The organism is Nonomuraea typhae (genome assembly GCF_009760925.1).
Taxonomy (GTDB): Bacteria; Actinomycetota; Actinomycetes; order Streptosporangiales; family Streptosporangiaceae; genus Nonomuraea; species Nonomuraea typhae.
Genome location: NZ_VRLV01000021.1, coordinates 49,761 through 62,617 on the forward strand (window position 1 = coordinate 49,761; position 12,857 = coordinate 62,617).

A 12,857-nucleotide genomic window follows, 5' to 3' on the forward strand; every position below is an offset into this window, starting at 1 on the left:
CTACCGAGCGTCCCAGCGTCCTTGGGCAAGCCGGGCCTCTGCAAAGCTTCTAAACTCACGCACGACCGGATCGTTGCGGTAGCGTGCAAGCTCCTTCATGAAATCTCGCACGTATCGGCGAGTCCGAGCCGAACGGAGATCCGCCACCGTTGTCACGACTTCGCAGGCTACTGCAATACCTCGCTCAAGGTCTCCTTCAATGACATGACTGGAAGCCAGGATCGTGCGGACGAAAGAGAGGCTCCGTACATAGAGACTTTCCGAGAGCTCCATACTTTCAAGAACTTTGTCACGTGCCCGATTAGCGTGCCCGAGGTCCCGAAAGCAATGCGCGAATTCCGCCGCAAGTTCGGCTTCGTCGAAGTACTTCAACCAGGTGGGATCTTCATCAGGGTTGCGACTCTCGAACCACCGTTCCGCATTCGAGAGCGCTCGGCTACACCCGGCCTCATCGCCTTGCGACGCCAACGCACGGGCTTCCATCGCATGGAACAACGCCATAGCCGTAGGGGTGGCGGCGCCATTGGCCCCCTGTTGTGCCGCCCGTGCGAGGTTCGCCGCCGCCGCGTACTGGCCAAGGTAGTTGGCTTGGTGACTCATTCCAGCAAGTATGCGGCCTCCAAGCATTCGATTATCTGCCTCACAAGCCAAGGACAGTGCCTTGGTCATGTATCGCTGCGCCAATCCGTGCCGGCCGGTGTCGTAGGCCATCCATGCGGCAAGCCGCAGCATGGCTGCCGTCTCCGAGAGGAATGCTTTTCCAATTGGGGTCTCTGATGAGACGGACTTCAATAGTGGCTCGATCTCCATGGCTATGTACTGGACTACAGTTGACCGTGCGTGCCCACCGCCGAATCGATAGTCAAGCTGCGCGAACATCGCAGTTGTCTCTCGGATGGCCTCCACGCTTGTCGCTGTGATCAGCCCGTCATTGGAGGATTTCCGAGGGGCTGGCATAGGGCTCACCAACCACGTGACCATGGAGTTGTTCCAGGCATCTGGCGATACGTCACAGTCAATGACCTGGGGATTGGCAGACAAATCCCCTGCGACCAGAACGGTGACATCACCATCGAAGTGGTCGGATTGGGCGTGCTGCTGCGATAAGGGTTTAAGCGGCGCGGCTTCAGCATAGATCATCCCGATATCGCGGACGCTAACCCGCTCTCCGAGCTTGCGACTCAAGGCTTCAGCGATGAAGTGGGGAGTCACTCCACGGGGGTGCATTCCATCCAGCCAGCGCTTAACGGACACGTGATCGCATCGGATGTCTGCTCCGTGACTCGTGGCCACATCTTGCACCCGCCTGGCGAGCCCCTTGTTTGACACGCTGGCGCGTGTCATCACTGCAGCGAGCTGGTGGTTCGCCTCTCGAACCTTCATCGCCTCCCCTACTGCGCAGAGGGAGATCGGCCTTGCTTGTTAGGCCATCACAGTCAGCAATCGCCAGTGTGCACCCCTCGACCCTTTTGTGCACCCCTCAATGCCGAATTGCACCGGCTTTTGAACGCTGCCGCACCCCCTGACCCGCGCGGTTTTCTTGTGACCAGCAAGACAGCGAGCTCCTCGCTGGCAACCGTTGACGGAAGTCCTAACCTGTTCTATACCTGTACAGGAGCGGCGGACGGTGGTTGGCCGGCACCGCTCGCGCCACACCCCGCACGGCTCTACGCCCTTAGGGAGGGCGACGCGATCCAGCGTCCCAATGGGCTGTCGCACCTGGCACGACTTGAGAACTCAACAGTGGGATCGAGGGTTACCGCCTCCCGGAAAAGGCGGTCGGCGCAGCAAAGGCCCTGCGCCACGGTTGCCCATCTCCCTGCACGCCCTTGTGCACGGGAGCGCTCGGCACTCGGAAGCATCCACCCTCATCGCTGCCCTCGGCTCGTGAGAGCGCCACACGCGCTACCCCTGCTGGCAGGGCAGATCATGGCTCGATTCCCCGAGGAGAAACGCCGTGTACTCCGACCGCCGGCCGTTGCGCCGGTTCCTGCTGTATCTGCTCATCGCCTTCGTGATCATCTACGTGATCCGGCAGCCGGACAGCGCCGCCACGGCTGCGACGCAGCTCTTCGCCTGGCTGGTGACCGTGATCGACGCATTCGCGAACTTCTTCACCGGCCTCGGCTGAACCCCCGCACGTGCGAGCTGGCCGCGGTCATCGCTGCGGCCGGCCGACCCCTGATCCCCTGCCCGCGGATGCCAACCTGTTGGAGGTTTGGCTATGAAGCGTCGTAAGGCCGTCGAGTTCTACAGCCCGGATGGTGCCGAAAGGCACGTCGGTGACTGCCCGAACTGGATCGCCGCCATGCGCCGGTGCCGGGGCGATTTGCGCGAACGCACGGTCATTGTCTACGGCCTCGGCCCGTGGCCCTGCTGGGACTGCTGACCCCGCCTCTCTTCCTCTTCCTGCCAATCCACCCCCATTGGGAGTACTGATGCTGTCCATTCGTCTGATCGGCGCGCCCGCCGAGGTCGCCGACGCCGTAATGACCTTGCACGAGACGTTCTCCATCACCGACGTCAAGGGGCTGTTCTCTGCGGCCCCCGCCCAGTCCAGCGTCCGGGTCTACGTCGAGGTGAACCCCGCCGCTTGACCCGCCCCCCTTCGATGCCCGGCTGGGCAGGCACCCGATGTGCGCGGCCTGGGCGGAGACGACCGGGGCCGCCCTTCAGGGCGCATCCCCGATCAAAGGAAACAGAACCACGTTTCGTTCCATGCCGTTCGCCGGTGCCGGCGCGCCCGACCCGACCAAGAGCAGAGCGCGCCGCCGGCTCCAATGAGCAGGAGACCTCCAGCATGGCACAAACCCCGCATGACCAGGCATACGACAGAGCACAGGCGCGGCTGACCAGGGACGCCGCGCGCCGCTACCAGCAACCGGACTGGGGCGCGGAGGACCCGCGCGCCCGTGACGCCTACGACCGCGAGCTGGCCAGGACGATGCCCGTCCGCGGCCAGGAGCGCCGGTGATGGCGCTGCCACGGGTTTCCGCAGAGCAGCGTAGGCAGCATCAGGCGCGTGTGGATGCCCTCGCCGGTCTGCGTGATCAGCTCATCGCCCTGGGCCACCCGGCCGACGTCCGTATCGGGCTGTCCGGCGAGTGCTTGGAGGTCATCGCGTCGATGGCCTACGGCGAGACGGCCCGGCTGATCGTCTGGTTCGGCCACAGTGTCGCGCTGTACATCGACAGCCTTGAAACGCCCGGCCGCTACATGATCGACCAGCGGTACGAAACCGAGCGCGGTTTCGCCACCCTCACCAGCGCCGGCAAAGGTGCCGGCGATGTGGATGACGCCGGCGCGCTGCGCATCTATCGGCGGTTCCTAGCCCGCTACGGCCTGCCCGAGCGCGACTGCCCCGGCTGAGGTTCCGCTGCGACCTGTTCACCCATCCCCGACTGGGGGCGGCCGTTGATCGGCCAAGACTGCAGGCCGCCCCCTCCACTCCCGTAGAAGGAGTAGCCCCCATCATGACCGACGACCTGTCCGTACCTGCCCGGCGGGCGCGGACGCCGGCGCGTGAGCGCGCCCTCCTGTCCCTGCTGGCCGCACTGACCGAGGGCCTGCCGCGGCATCTGGCCGATGAGGCGGCCTGCAGGTTCGACCCCGAACTGCACACCGGCCCCGACGCCTTCACCGAGGAACCGGCCGAAGAGCGCGCGGCGCGGGAGCAGGTGGCCCGCGAGGTGTGCGCCGACTGCCCGGTACGCGTCTCGTGCTTGTTCTACGCCCTGGACGCCCGCCCCGCCGAGGGCGTGCTGGCGGGATTGACCCCCGCGGACATCGCCGCCCTCACCGCCCCCGAAAGCGCCGCCAGCACATCACCCCTGGAGGTGGCCTGATGCCCAGCACACCGACCCACACCACCGAGCCGCGGCGCCACAGTCGAGTCAACGCCGTCGTCAGCATCCACCACCCGCGCGCCGACGAGATGAGCCTGCAGACCAGCAGTAGCGACCCGAACGCGCTGTATCTGACCCTGTCGCAGGCCCCCGCGTGGTTCTGCCTCGGCCTGGCCAGCGCTGACCTGGAAGCCGAGATCGCCGCCATGCAGCGGTTGTCCGCCCTGGCCGCCGAGGCTGCCGACAAGCTCCGCGCCCAGCACGCGGCTGCACGCCAGAAGGCGGCGTGATGTCGAGCCCCCGCCCTGCCCGCCCGGCCTGTCGGATCACGTTCGTGCCGGCCGATGGCCACCCGGAGATGGACTGTGTCCGGACCGGCTTCCACGGCCCGTTTCATGCCAGCGCCACCCACACCTTCACCTGTGTGCCCGGCGGCGCGCTGGTCAAGCCTAAGCACCCGGCCGCCCGGAAGGGCAGGTGAACCGAAATGCCGTCGCACACCTCCACACGCTGCCGAGAACCGGCGTCCGACTGCGACCGGCGCCCGCTGCGGCTGCCCGACGCCGGCGCGTATCCCACGCTGGCCAAGGTCGCCGAGGGCCGCCCGTATGAGCAGGTGGCGGTGGAGTTCATCGCGTCCCGACCGACCACCCGCCGCGGCCTGTCCCGCGTGGTGTTGAACCCTGGCGTGATCAACGACGACGCTGAGGAGTTCTTCGCCTGGGGGTATTGCTGGCTGCTGGCCGCGGCCCTGCACGAGGCCAGCGGCTGGCCGTACGGGCTGGTGGAACGGCAGCGGGAGAGCAGCTGGGAGTGGACGCACGCCGGGGTGATCACCCCCGGCGACCGGTTCCTGGACATCCGCGGCTGCCACGATCGGGGCGGTCTGAGCGCGCTGTTGACCGTCGCCTACGGCGTGCCGGCGCGCGTTCGAGCCGGCAGCTTCGCCGATCTGTGCCAGGCCATGGGCCTGGCCGCCGGCACCGCGCCCGACTGGTGGCTGGGCCTGCTGGCCGACCCGATTCTCACCGACACCGTCCGCTACTTCGCTGCGCGCCTGCTGCAGGCGTGCCTGCCAACGCCGCCGGCCGCGCCTGACCGCACTGTTCACGTGACGTCGGCGGCTACGCGCTGCCGCGCCGCGTGGGCGCCTGCCTTGACTGCGTTGAAGGGAGCGCCGCATGAACACGACTGAACGCATCGGCAAGGCCATCGAGATAGCCGTCGAGTGCGGCCGGTTCGACGGAAGCCATCACAAGATGTGGGTCATCGATCAGATGCTCCGCATCCTCACCGATTGCCCAATCATCACCCGGTCCGCCACCGACGCGGCCGGCCGCCCCTACACCTATGAGGCGTATGGGGAGAACGACGCCTACCGGCAGGCTGTCAACACCGGCGACCAGCACTGGTTTGCCTGGGATGTGGGGGTGGCACCCTGATGACCACCTCCTCCTATTGGGACGCCAAAGCCGCTCGTACGGTGGCAGCGGCCGACGCGGAAACCCGGCTGGCTGAAGCCGAGGCAACGCGCGCCGAGACGATGCTGCGCGTCCAGACGCAGCGCCTGGCGTTGCAGGCGCAGCAGGATGAGCACGCCGACCAGGCCCGCACGCGCCGCCTGGAGACGCAAGCCAGGGCGCGGCGGGAACGTCGCGCCGAGCGTGAGCGGCGCCGCAGGGAAGGCCGCCAGCGGCGCCGGCACACCATCGAGGCCGTCGCCGGCGCCGTGGGCGAGTGGGCGCCGTTGCTGGTCGGTGGGGTCGCGATGGGCGCTCCGATCGCCATTGCCTGGGATGGCCAACTGCAGTTCGGTCAGGCCGTCATGCGTTTGGGGGCGCTGGCTGCGGCGGTGCCGGTCGCGCTGGAGGGCAGCGCCTGGTATCTGGCCTGGCTGACCCACAAGGCGGTGCAGGCTGACCGGCCGACCGGCCGACTCCGTCTGTGGACGTGGCTGCTGGCGCTGATGGCCGCGTCCATGAACCTGTGGCACGGCATCACCGGTGCGGAGTTCGGTGCGGACGGGTTGCAGGTCGGCATCGTGCGCGGTCTGGCCTCGCTGCTGGGGGTCGGGCTGTGGGAGTTGACCGTGATGGCCCGCCGCCAGCGCAACGCCGGCCGGTCGCTGGCCGAACTGCGCACGGTGTTGTGGCGGCGGCTGCGCTACCCGCGCCTGTCCTGGCAGGCCGCCGGCATCCTGGCCGCCCGCGGCCCGGCCTGCCGCGCGGACGAGGCGTGGCTGGCGGCCTGGATCGACCGCTACGGCCTCGGCCCCGACGCATCCCGACCCGAACGCCGCCTCGCCCGCCGCATCATCCGCCGTCAAGCCCGCAAGGATCGCCAAGCGGTCAAGGCGGGACGGCTGTCCATGGTGGGCGGGTTGGTGCTCGGACGAGCGATCCCGATCATCATCCCCGACCGCCCCGGCACGCCCACCCCGGCGACAGCATCCCCGGTGGTGCCCGCCGTGTCGATCGACGTGGTTCGCATCGATCCTGGCGCCCGTCGATCGCCCAAGCGGCGGCCCGCGTCGATCGATCGACCCGTACGGGCATCGATCGAGCCCGTGGGAGGTGATAGCGATCGGGCTCCCCGTCGATCGATCGCCGAGCATCGCACGATCCTGCAGCGGTTGATCGGGCGCGGAGTGCTCACCGCGCAATCCACCGCCGAAGACATCCGCAAGACGCTGCGGTGCGCCCCCAGGACCGCCGCGGCGCTCAAGAAGGAACTCACCCAGGAGGTGAGCAGATGAGCCGTCGCCAAGCCTCCAAGCCTGATGTTTGGACGCTTTTCCCGGTAGCGGCACTGATCAGCTTCGCCGGATGGGTCGTCCACATGGCCGCGAACGACGACCCGATGGCCGTCATGCTGTGTGTCACGCTGTTCCTGGCCGCGGTGTGGAAGCTGTGCCGCAGGTATCACGAGATCCGCCGCAACATCGACAACGCCAGTGCCGGGCGTCGGCTGCGGGAGGACCTGTCCGAGCGGGGGCCGCGATGAGCCGGCGCCGCACCCTCACCGAAGCGCTGGTAGGCGCACTGTTCACGGTGGCCGCGCTGTCGGTCGCAACCGGCCTGTTGGTGGCCACCATGACGCCGTGGCCGCGTGAGCTTGCGCTATGGCTGTCAGGCGCGGTCGCCGGTCTGGTGGCCGGTCCGCCGGTGCGCGGGTGGCTGGCCCTGGTCGCTGCCCGGTTGGCCGGCAAGCCCGCCATGACGCGGCGCCGTACCGGCCGCACGACTGTACGGCGGGGGCGGTGACGGGTGATGACCGACACCGAACCTCCCGTCTACGTGATCACCGACGCCCCACCGCCCCGCGCCCTCGCCGCCTCTACCTCGATGTTCGCCCGTGGGGTGCGGCTGGCCGGCCGTGCGCTGGTGGCGGTGTTCGCGCTGGTGGTGGCGCGCTGGCTACTGACGGCTGAGGCGTTCGACGGCTGGCGCTGGCTCATCGGCGCCGCCCTGCTGGCCTGGCTGTGCCGGCCGTGGCTGGCCGGCGCCTGGCGGGTTGCCGGGTTGGTGTTCGGCGCTGCGGATGCGCTGATCTCGGCCTGGCTGGGCACCCGCCGCCTCGGCTACGTGGCCGCGCTGCTGCGCGCGGCCACCCGCACACCCCCCACCCCCAAGCCCAACCCCGACCTTGCTCCTGATTCGCCTGCCGAGAGGCGCCGGACGGAAGGAACGTCATGAGCGATCAGCCCGCCAAGCCCGGCCGCAGCCGGATTCCCGAGCTGTCGGCCATCCCCTGGCAAGGCCCTTCGGCGATCACCCGCTACGCCCAGGTGGGCCGTCAGCTCGCCCGCGATCTGGCCGAGGAGTTCGCCGTGGGCAGCGATGAGCTGTATGCGGTGCTCGTCCGCAGTTTCAAGGGGCACCCGGTGCTGGCCGTGTTCGGCGCCCCGGACGTCAAGCTGCGCGCCCGGCGCGTGGTCAAGCGCCTGCAGCGCGCCGCCGAACTGCAAAAGGGCGCCGGGGTGGAGCTGGTGAAGTTCCACGCCCAGTTCCGCAAGGAGTTCGTGGACATGCTGCCGCAGGCCAAACCGGACAAGCGGCGCTCGGAGTTCAACTGGAATGAGGACACCTGATGCCCCGCCCCGCATCCACCACATCGCAGCCGCCCGCGGTGCTGCCCGCCACCCCAGACTCCTCCTCGTGGGAGCAGGTGGCCACCCGCGAGGTTTCCAAGGCGCTGCTGTACTTCCCGCCCTGGCTGGTCGGCTTGCTGCTGTTCGGTCTCGGCTTCGTCTTCCACGTCACCCTGGCCAGCGATGACCCGCAGGTCAGCGCCTGGACCACCGCTGCGATCATCACGTGCGTGCTGGTGCTGACCGCGTACACGTGGAAGCAGTCGCACGCCCGCAGCCTCACCGGCCGTGCCCACACCACGCTGACCACGCTGGCCGCCGGGTTGTGGGTGTGCGCGGCCACCATCGACGGCCCCACCTCGACCGTGACCGGCCGCGCCATCTTGATCGGTGGGGTGGCGTTCGCGCTGTCGTTCAACATCCGCACCGTCATCCGCGTCAAGAACATCGACGTCAACGCGGCCGTCGCCGACCCGCTGGCGTTCTTGTTCAACCGCGGCGCCGAAAAGGCCGGCATGCCCGCCGTACAGGCGCGCACCATCCAGGCCACCGCGCACAAGGTGACCGGCGAAGTACAGATGGCGGAAGGCCGGCAGATCGCCGACGACTTGCAAAAGAAGGTGCCCTACATCGAGTCTGGCATCGGCCTGCCGCCCGGATCGATCACCACCGCGATCGATCCAGACGACGCCAGCAAGGCCAAGGTGATCATCTCCGATGCGCGGGTGATGAAGCATCCGATCGCCTGGCCCGGCCCCTCCCGCGTCGGCGTCAGCATCGCCGAACCGCTGCGCCCCGGCCTGTGGCAAGACCTCGACGACGTCGAATACATCATCATCGGTCACCACCTGCAGTTCATGGGTAAGACCGGCTCGGGCAAGTCCATCGGCGGCGCCTGGAACTTCCTGGCCGAGATCGTCACCCGCCGCGACGTGGCGGTGTTCGCCGTCGACATCACCAAGGGAGAACAGACCCTCGGCCCGCTCAAGGCCGCCCTGCACCGGTTGGAGACCAGTAAAGACGGCGCCCGCGCCCTCATCTCGCAGATGTTCGAGAAGATCAAGCCGCGCACCGATCTGCTGGCCGGCAAGGGCCTGCAGAAGTGGGTCGAGGGCTGCGGTCTCACGTATTGGGTGCTATGGCTGGAGGAGTTCCCCGACATCTACGACGCCCTCACCGACAAGCAGCAAGACCAATTCCTTTCGCTGATCAAGGCCATCCGCTCCGCCGGCGGCACCGTCGTGCTGTCGCTGCAGCGCTCGGACTGGACCCAGATGCCCACCATCGCCCGCGGCCAGCTCGCCAAGATGTGCTTCGGTGTGGACTCGCCCGGCGATGCCAGCTTCGGCCTGACCGAGGCCCAGCAAGACGCCGGCTGCCGGCCCGAACTGTGGGACAACAAGCAGCCCGGCATGGCCTACCTGGACGCCCCGTCCATCCCCGAGGAGCGCATCGCCATGCCCCTGCGCACCTACGCCTGGGGACTCACCCCCACCGGCCAGTTCGACGACGAGATGGCCAACGCACAGATGCGCGCGCACGCCGCGGCCTTCCCCGCCATCCACAAGAAGGTGGATGCGATGACCGCGGCCCTGTCGCGCCTGGCCGCCGAAGCGCTGGCCAGCCCCACGCCGCTGCCCGCCATCAACAGCCCGACCGCCGACACCAACACCGACACCGACACCGACACCGATGACGACGATGAGGAGGTGCGCAACGTCGCCGCGGAGTATCTGACCAGTGACGACCCCGACCCGCAGGTATCGGCCGGCCTCGACGATGAGATCACCGACTTCCCCGAGGGCGAGCCGCCGCTGACCTTCGCCCCGCCCGCCCAGACCATGACCCCCGAGCAGCGCGGCGCCGTACTGATGCAACGCCTGCACGAGCTGTGGGACGGCGGCGCCCGTGATGTCGGCACCGGCGACTTCAAAACCATCTGGGACACCACCGATATCTCCCGCGCCTGGTTCCAGAAGCAGCTCAAGCGCCTGTCCGCAGCCGACGTCATCGGCCCCTACGACGACGACCGCAACCGCTACACCATGCCTGCCCGTCCCGAACTGCCCTAGCAGAGCAGGAGAGCGCATGCCCCAAGTCCGTGTCATGGGTGACGACCTCCACCATGTCGAACAGGTCGTCACCCTGCTGTTGCACCTCATCAACTCCGCACCTGCCCTGACCGCCGGCGACCCCACCCGGCTACACCATCGCGGCGGCGGTGGGCGCATCGTCTTCGACGTCAACGCCACCACCCGCCCCGCGAGCGCCGAGCGGCCCGAACAGGTCCGCGCCGAACGCATCGACAACCAAGGCGCCCGGCCACCACGCCGTACGCCGCGCCGGCGCGCGCTCCCACCCGCCTAACGCCGGCACCCCCTTTCATGATCTCGTGGCCCCCTCGTTGGGGCCACGGGCGGGGGCTGGGGGAGGGATATACAGGTCAAAGCCAGGGCCACGCCCCGTGGCCCCCACCGTGGCCCCCGCGTGGCCCCCCGTCGTGGCCCTCCCTCGGCCCCCTCGCTCGACGGCCGTGGCCCCTGTCGTGGCCCCACCTGCAAGATCGAAAACTTTCGCGGCCCGCATCCCACGCGCAGCCGCGCGTAAGCCTGCCCGCAACCCCCGTCCAGCAGTCCGGAAGGACCCTGACCATGAACCCACTCACACTCAACCCCGCCCAATGGCGCGTGCTGACCTACCTGGCCGCCCACGGCACCAGCCGGGCCGGCATCCGGGCCGACGTGCTTCACGACATGTGCCAGGCCATCCCCGCGGACCTGATCGTGCTGGCCGACGCCGGCCACATCGCCGGCCACATGCACGGCGACAACGCCCGCCCGGTGCCGAGCGTCGTCATCACCGCCCGCAACCCCCGCAAACTGCGCATCCACCTCACCCGCCCCGGCCAAAGGGCCGCCACCACGCTGGACGCCTGCTACCGCGCCCTGCGCCACCTGTACGCCTACGGCCTCGCACCCGATCGCGCGCTGCCCCTGGCCAGCCTGTACGGCGAGGCCGGCACACATCCCGACACCCTCACCCACCTCCAGCGGCACGGCCACCTCGACATCACCCCCGGCCCCTACCTGGCCTGGAACACCGGCGGCTACCCCCACCTGTACGGGCCGCCACGCACCGCCGGCCGCTACGGCTGCGACCCCTGCCTGAGTTGCGGCAACCCCCCGCCGCAGGGCGCAACCATCTGGGTCAACAGCTACGGCGACCTGCACTGTGACCCCTGCGCTCGCCGCAACGCCGGCCAGGCGCCCACCGCCCTGGCCGCGCTCACCAGCCTCGGCTACCGCTACGCCCTGCCCAGCCACCTGCAGGTGCAGTCATGACCGGCGCATCATCCGTCTTCGACCTCCTCGCCCTCATCGCCACCACCGCCACCATCGTCGGCCTCGTGGTCGCCGGGCTGGTACTCGGCTACCGCTACAGCCTCAAACGCCACCCCTACGTCTACTGCCGCCGCTGCAACGGCACCGGCGCGCGCCGCAGCCGCATCTACGCCCACTCCTTCGGCATCTGCCCGAACTGCGACGGCAGCGGCCACCGGCTGCGGCTGGGCGCCCGGCTGCTCAACGTTCGCTAACCACCGGCATGGCAGACCCTCGCGACCTACGAAAGCAAGGCCCCTGACCGGCCCACCTTCTGAAAGGACGCCGCCCCATGTCCGGCGCCACCGTGATGACCATCATCGGCAACCTGACCGACGACCCCCAGATGCACTACACCCAGACCGGCGCGGCGGTGGCGAGCTTCACCATCGCCTCCAGCGAACGCCGCTACAACAAACAGGTAGAGCAGTGGGAAGAGGGCGATGCCCTGTTCATGCCCTGCAGCGCCTGGCGCGACCTCGGCGAACACGCCGCCGAATCCCTCACCAAGGGCACACGCGTCATCGCCTCGGGACGCGTGCGCACCCGCACCTACGAAACCGGCGAGGGCGAGCGCCGCACCGTCACCGAGATGACCGTCGAGGACATCGGCCCCTCCCTGAAGTTCGCCACCGCCCAACCCCACAAGGCAGCCCGCACCGGCAACAACAACCACGCCCGCGGGTTTGATGTCGGACCCGGCGACCCGTGGGCCAACGACGAGCCGCCGTTCTGACCCCACACCGACTCGGCCTCGGCGACAAGCCGGCCAAGCACCCCTGCCGAGGCCGCGACCCCTCCCGCTCCTCCCGCCCCGCCCTCTCCCATCCCTCGACCCTTTTAGGAACGGACCTGCCATGACAGCCACTCGTCACCTCGGCGACGATCACCCGCTGGCCGCGGCACTGGACGCCTACCGCCGCCGCCAGCAGCACCACCATGACCAGGACATGGCCATCCTCGCCCGCCTCGGCGGTGAGCTGCGCGAGGTCCTGACCCGCATCGACCTCACCCCCGTGGGCGGCATCTGCGCTGACGCCGCCGAGTCCGTCTCAGCGCTCATCGCCGACCTCGTCTCGGACAGCGACGACGACGGCAGAGAACTCACCCGCCGCGTCTGGGTGCAAAACCAGCGCGGCCACCTGCGCATCCTGACCGGCACCGCCGCCACCCCGATCTGGCGCGCCCGCCTCAGCACCGACTTCGGCCCCGAATGGCGCGAGCTGACCACCGATGACGACCTCCTGGCCGCCATCGGCAAAGCCCTCATGCACGACCCCTGGAACGACGACGAGCAGCCGGACCCGCCGCCCACCCACTACGAACTCGCAACCGCGGTCCTGAGCCCCACCCGATTGTCGAACGAACCGGCCCTTTCCTTGGACGTCGCTGAGATCTGCGACACGCTGACCGCGCTCACGCACGCCGTACTGGCCGTGGTCGAACAGATCGCCGCCGGCCGAAGCGCATGAACAGGCGCCGGATGCGGCCTCGGCGACAAGCCACCAAGCACCCCGCCGAGGCCGCGCCCTTCCGATCACA

General features: G+C 68.8%; 21 protein-coding genes. 20 read left to right on the forward strand and 1 reads right to left on the reverse strand.

What is annotated here, in order from left to right; translation table 11 throughout:
- Complete coding sequence (locus FVE25_RS48410; protein ID WP_157249692.1) at positions 1–1,383, reverse strand: NsdA family TPR-like regulatory protein; 1,383 nt, start codon at positions 1,381–1,383, stop codon at positions 1–3.
- Between the two features lie 574 nt (positions 1,384–1,957).
- Here FVE25_RS48410 and FVE25_RS48415 point away from each other — a divergent pair.
- From FVE25_RS48415 to FVE25_RS48510, 20 genes are all read left to right on the forward strand, one after another.
- Positions 1,958–2,131, forward strand: a complete 174-nt coding sequence (locus FVE25_RS48415) for a hypothetical protein (protein WP_157249693.1) — start codon at positions 1,958–1,960, stop codon at positions 2,129–2,131.
- Between the two features lie 93 nt (positions 2,132–2,224).
- Positions 2,225–2,389: a hypothetical protein gene (locus FVE25_RS48420; protein ID WP_157249694.1), complete on the forward strand. Its 165-nt coding sequence runs from the start codon at positions 2,225–2,227 to the stop codon at positions 2,387–2,389.
- 49 nt (positions 2,390–2,438) lie between these two features.
- Positions 2,439–2,597 carry a hypothetical protein gene (locus FVE25_RS48425; protein WP_157249695.1) on the forward strand — a complete coding sequence of 53 codons (159 nt, stop codon included), beginning with the start codon at positions 2,439–2,441 and terminating at the stop codon, positions 2,595–2,597.
- A gap of 203 nt (positions 2,598–2,800) precedes the next feature.
- Positions 2,801–2,974 carry a hypothetical protein gene (locus FVE25_RS48430; RefSeq protein WP_157249696.1) on the forward strand — a complete coding sequence of 58 codons (174 nt, stop codon included), beginning with the start codon at positions 2,801–2,803 and terminating at the stop codon, positions 2,972–2,974.
- The gene (locus tag FVE25_RS48435) at positions 2,971–3,369 is read left to right on the forward strand and encodes a hypothetical protein (RefSeq protein WP_157249697.1); all 399 of its coding nucleotides are present in this window, start codon (positions 2,971–2,973) and stop codon (positions 3,367–3,369) included. The genes FVE25_RS48430 and FVE25_RS48435 overlap by 4 nt, the downstream gene beginning before the upstream one ends.
- Before the next feature lie 104 nt (positions 3,370–3,473).
- Positions 3,474–3,845: a WhiB family transcriptional regulator gene (locus FVE25_RS48440; RefSeq protein WP_157249698.1), complete on the forward strand. Its 372-nt coding sequence runs from the start codon at positions 3,474–3,476 to the stop codon at positions 3,843–3,845.
- Positions 3,845–4,135, forward strand: coding sequence for a hypothetical protein (locus tag FVE25_RS48445; RefSeq protein ID WP_157249699.1), 291 nt, complete (start codon positions 3,845–3,847; stop codon positions 4,133–4,135). The genes FVE25_RS48440 and FVE25_RS48445 overlap by 1 nt, the downstream gene beginning before the upstream one ends.
- Before the next feature lie 197 nt (positions 4,136–4,332).
- Positions 4,333–5,040 (forward strand): hypothetical protein, encoded by a 708-nt coding sequence (locus FVE25_RS48450; RefSeq protein ID WP_157249700.1) that lies wholly within the window; start codon positions 4,333–4,335, stop codon positions 5,038–5,040.
- The gene (locus tag FVE25_RS48455; RefSeq protein ID WP_157249701.1) at positions 5,027–5,287 is read left to right on the forward strand and encodes a hypothetical protein; all 261 of its coding nucleotides are present in this window, start codon (positions 5,027–5,029) and stop codon (positions 5,285–5,287) included. Before FVE25_RS48450 ends, FVE25_RS48455 begins: the two co-directional genes overlap by 14 nt.
- Positions 5,287–6,600 (forward strand): DUF2637 domain-containing protein, encoded by a 1,314-nt coding sequence (locus FVE25_RS48460; RefSeq protein ID WP_157249702.1) that lies wholly within the window; start codon positions 5,287–5,289, stop codon positions 6,598–6,600. Before FVE25_RS48455 ends, FVE25_RS48460 begins: the two co-directional genes overlap by 1 nt.
- On the forward strand, positions 6,597–6,848 hold the full coding sequence (locus FVE25_RS48465) for a hypothetical protein (RefSeq protein WP_157249703.1): 252 nt from the start codon (positions 6,597–6,599) through the stop codon (positions 6,846–6,848). Before FVE25_RS48460 ends, FVE25_RS48465 begins: the two co-directional genes overlap by 4 nt.
- A complete protein-coding gene (locus FVE25_RS48470) occupies positions 6,845–7,108 on the forward strand; it encodes a hypothetical protein (RefSeq protein WP_157249704.1) in 264 nt (87 codons plus the stop codon). Before FVE25_RS48465 ends, FVE25_RS48470 begins: the two co-directional genes overlap by 4 nt.
- A 6-nt stretch (positions 7,109–7,114) precedes the next feature.
- Positions 7,115–7,540: a hypothetical protein gene (locus tag FVE25_RS48475; RefSeq protein WP_157249705.1), complete on the forward strand. Its 426-nt coding sequence runs from the start codon at positions 7,115–7,117 to the stop codon at positions 7,538–7,540.
- Complete coding sequence (locus FVE25_RS48480) at positions 7,537–7,935, forward strand: hypothetical protein (protein ID WP_157249706.1); 399 nt, start codon at positions 7,537–7,539, stop codon at positions 7,933–7,935. The genes FVE25_RS48475 and FVE25_RS48480 overlap by 4 nt, the downstream gene beginning before the upstream one ends.
- On the forward strand, positions 7,935–10,007 hold the full coding sequence (locus FVE25_RS48485; RefSeq protein ID WP_157249707.1) for a P-loop NTPase family protein: 2,073 nt from the start codon (positions 7,935–7,937) through the stop codon (positions 10,005–10,007). The genes FVE25_RS48480 and FVE25_RS48485 overlap by 1 nt, the downstream gene beginning before the upstream one ends.
- 16 nt (positions 10,008–10,023) lie before the next feature.
- Entirely contained in the window at positions 10,024–10,302 is a 279-nt protein-coding gene (locus FVE25_RS48490; RefSeq protein WP_157249708.1) for a hypothetical protein, read from the forward strand.
- Positions 10,303–10,586: 284 nt separating this feature from the next.
- Positions 10,587–11,276, forward strand: a complete 690-nt coding sequence (locus FVE25_RS48495; protein ID WP_157249709.1) for a hypothetical protein — start codon at positions 10,587–10,589, stop codon at positions 11,274–11,276.
- Positions 11,273–11,530 carry a hypothetical protein gene (locus FVE25_RS48500; RefSeq protein WP_157249710.1) on the forward strand — a complete coding sequence of 86 codons (258 nt, stop codon included), beginning with the start codon at positions 11,273–11,275 and terminating at the stop codon, positions 11,528–11,530. Before FVE25_RS48495 ends, FVE25_RS48500 begins: the two co-directional genes overlap by 4 nt.
- Positions 11,531–11,607: 77 nt before the next feature.
- Positions 11,608–12,051, forward strand: a complete 444-nt coding sequence (gene ssb, locus FVE25_RS48505) for a single-stranded DNA-binding protein (protein ID WP_157249711.1) — start codon at positions 11,608–11,610, stop codon at positions 12,049–12,051.
- A 121-nt stretch (positions 12,052–12,172) separates the two neighbouring features.
- The gene (locus FVE25_RS48510) at positions 12,173–12,787 is read left to right on the forward strand and encodes a hypothetical protein (RefSeq protein ID WP_157249712.1); all 615 of its coding nucleotides are present in this window, start codon (positions 12,173–12,175) and stop codon (positions 12,785–12,787) included.
- The last annotated feature ends 70 nt before the right edge of the window (positions 12,788–12,857 follow it).

Bases quoted from the DNA above. Each gene is read 5' to 3' on its own strand.
- FVE25_RS48410 (WP_157249692.1), bottom strand. From the start codon at position 1,383: ATGAAGGTTCGAGAGGCGAACCACCAGCTCGCTGCAGTGATGACACGC.
- FVE25_RS48420 (WP_157249694.1), top strand. From the start codon at position 2,225: ATGAAGCGTCGTAAGGCCGTCGAGTTCTACAGCCCGGATGGTGCCGAA.
- FVE25_RS48425 (WP_157249695.1), top strand. From the start codon at position 2,439: ATGCTGTCCATTCGTCTGATCGGCGCGCCCGCCGAGGTCGCCGACGCC.
- FVE25_RS48430 (WP_157249696.1), top strand. From the start codon at position 2,801: ATGGCACAAACCCCGCATGACCAGGCATACGACAGAGCACAGGCGCGG.
- FVE25_RS48440 (WP_157249698.1), top strand. From the start codon at position 3,474: ATGACCGACGACCTGTCCGTACCTGCCCGGCGGGCGCGGACGCCGGCG.
- FVE25_RS48445 (WP_157249699.1), top strand. From the start codon at position 3,845: ATGCCCAGCACACCGACCCACACCACCGAGCCGCGGCGCCACAGTCGA.
- FVE25_RS48450 (WP_157249700.1), top strand. From the start codon at position 4,333: ATGCCGTCGCACACCTCCACACGCTGCCGAGAACCGGCGTCCGACTGC.
- FVE25_RS48455 (WP_157249701.1), top strand. From the start codon at position 5,027: ATGAACACGACTGAACGCATCGGCAAGGCCATCGAGATAGCCGTCGAG.
- FVE25_RS48460 (WP_157249702.1), top strand. From the start codon at position 5,287: ATGACCACCTCCTCCTATTGGGACGCCAAAGCCGCTCGTACGGTGGCA.
- FVE25_RS48465 (WP_157249703.1), top strand. From the start codon at position 6,597: ATGAGCCGTCGCCAAGCCTCCAAGCCTGATGTTTGGACGCTTTTCCCG.
- FVE25_RS48470 (WP_157249704.1), top strand. From the start codon at position 6,845: ATGAGCCGGCGCCGCACCCTCACCGAAGCGCTGGTAGGCGCACTGTTC.
- FVE25_RS48475 (WP_157249705.1), top strand. From the start codon at position 7,115: ATGACCGACACCGAACCTCCCGTCTACGTGATCACCGACGCCCCACCG.
- FVE25_RS48480 (WP_157249706.1), top strand. From the start codon at position 7,537: ATGAGCGATCAGCCCGCCAAGCCCGGCCGCAGCCGGATTCCCGAGCTG.
- FVE25_RS48485 (WP_157249707.1), top strand. From the start codon at position 7,935: ATGCCCCGCCCCGCATCCACCACATCGCAGCCGCCCGCGGTGCTGCCC.
- FVE25_RS48490 (WP_157249708.1), top strand. From the start codon at position 10,024: ATGCCCCAAGTCCGTGTCATGGGTGACGACCTCCACCATGTCGAACAG.
- FVE25_RS48495 (WP_157249709.1), top strand. From the start codon at position 10,587: ATGAACCCACTCACACTCAACCCCGCCCAATGGCGCGTGCTGACCTAC.
- FVE25_RS48500 (WP_157249710.1), top strand. From the start codon at position 11,273: ATGACCGGCGCATCATCCGTCTTCGACCTCCTCGCCCTCATCGCCACC.
- ssb (WP_157249711.1), top strand. From the start codon at position 11,608: ATGTCCGGCGCCACCGTGATGACCATCATCGGCAACCTGACCGACGAC.
- FVE25_RS48510 (WP_157249712.1), top strand. From the start codon at position 12,173: ATGACAGCCACTCGTCACCTCGGCGACGATCACCCGCTGGCCGCGGCA.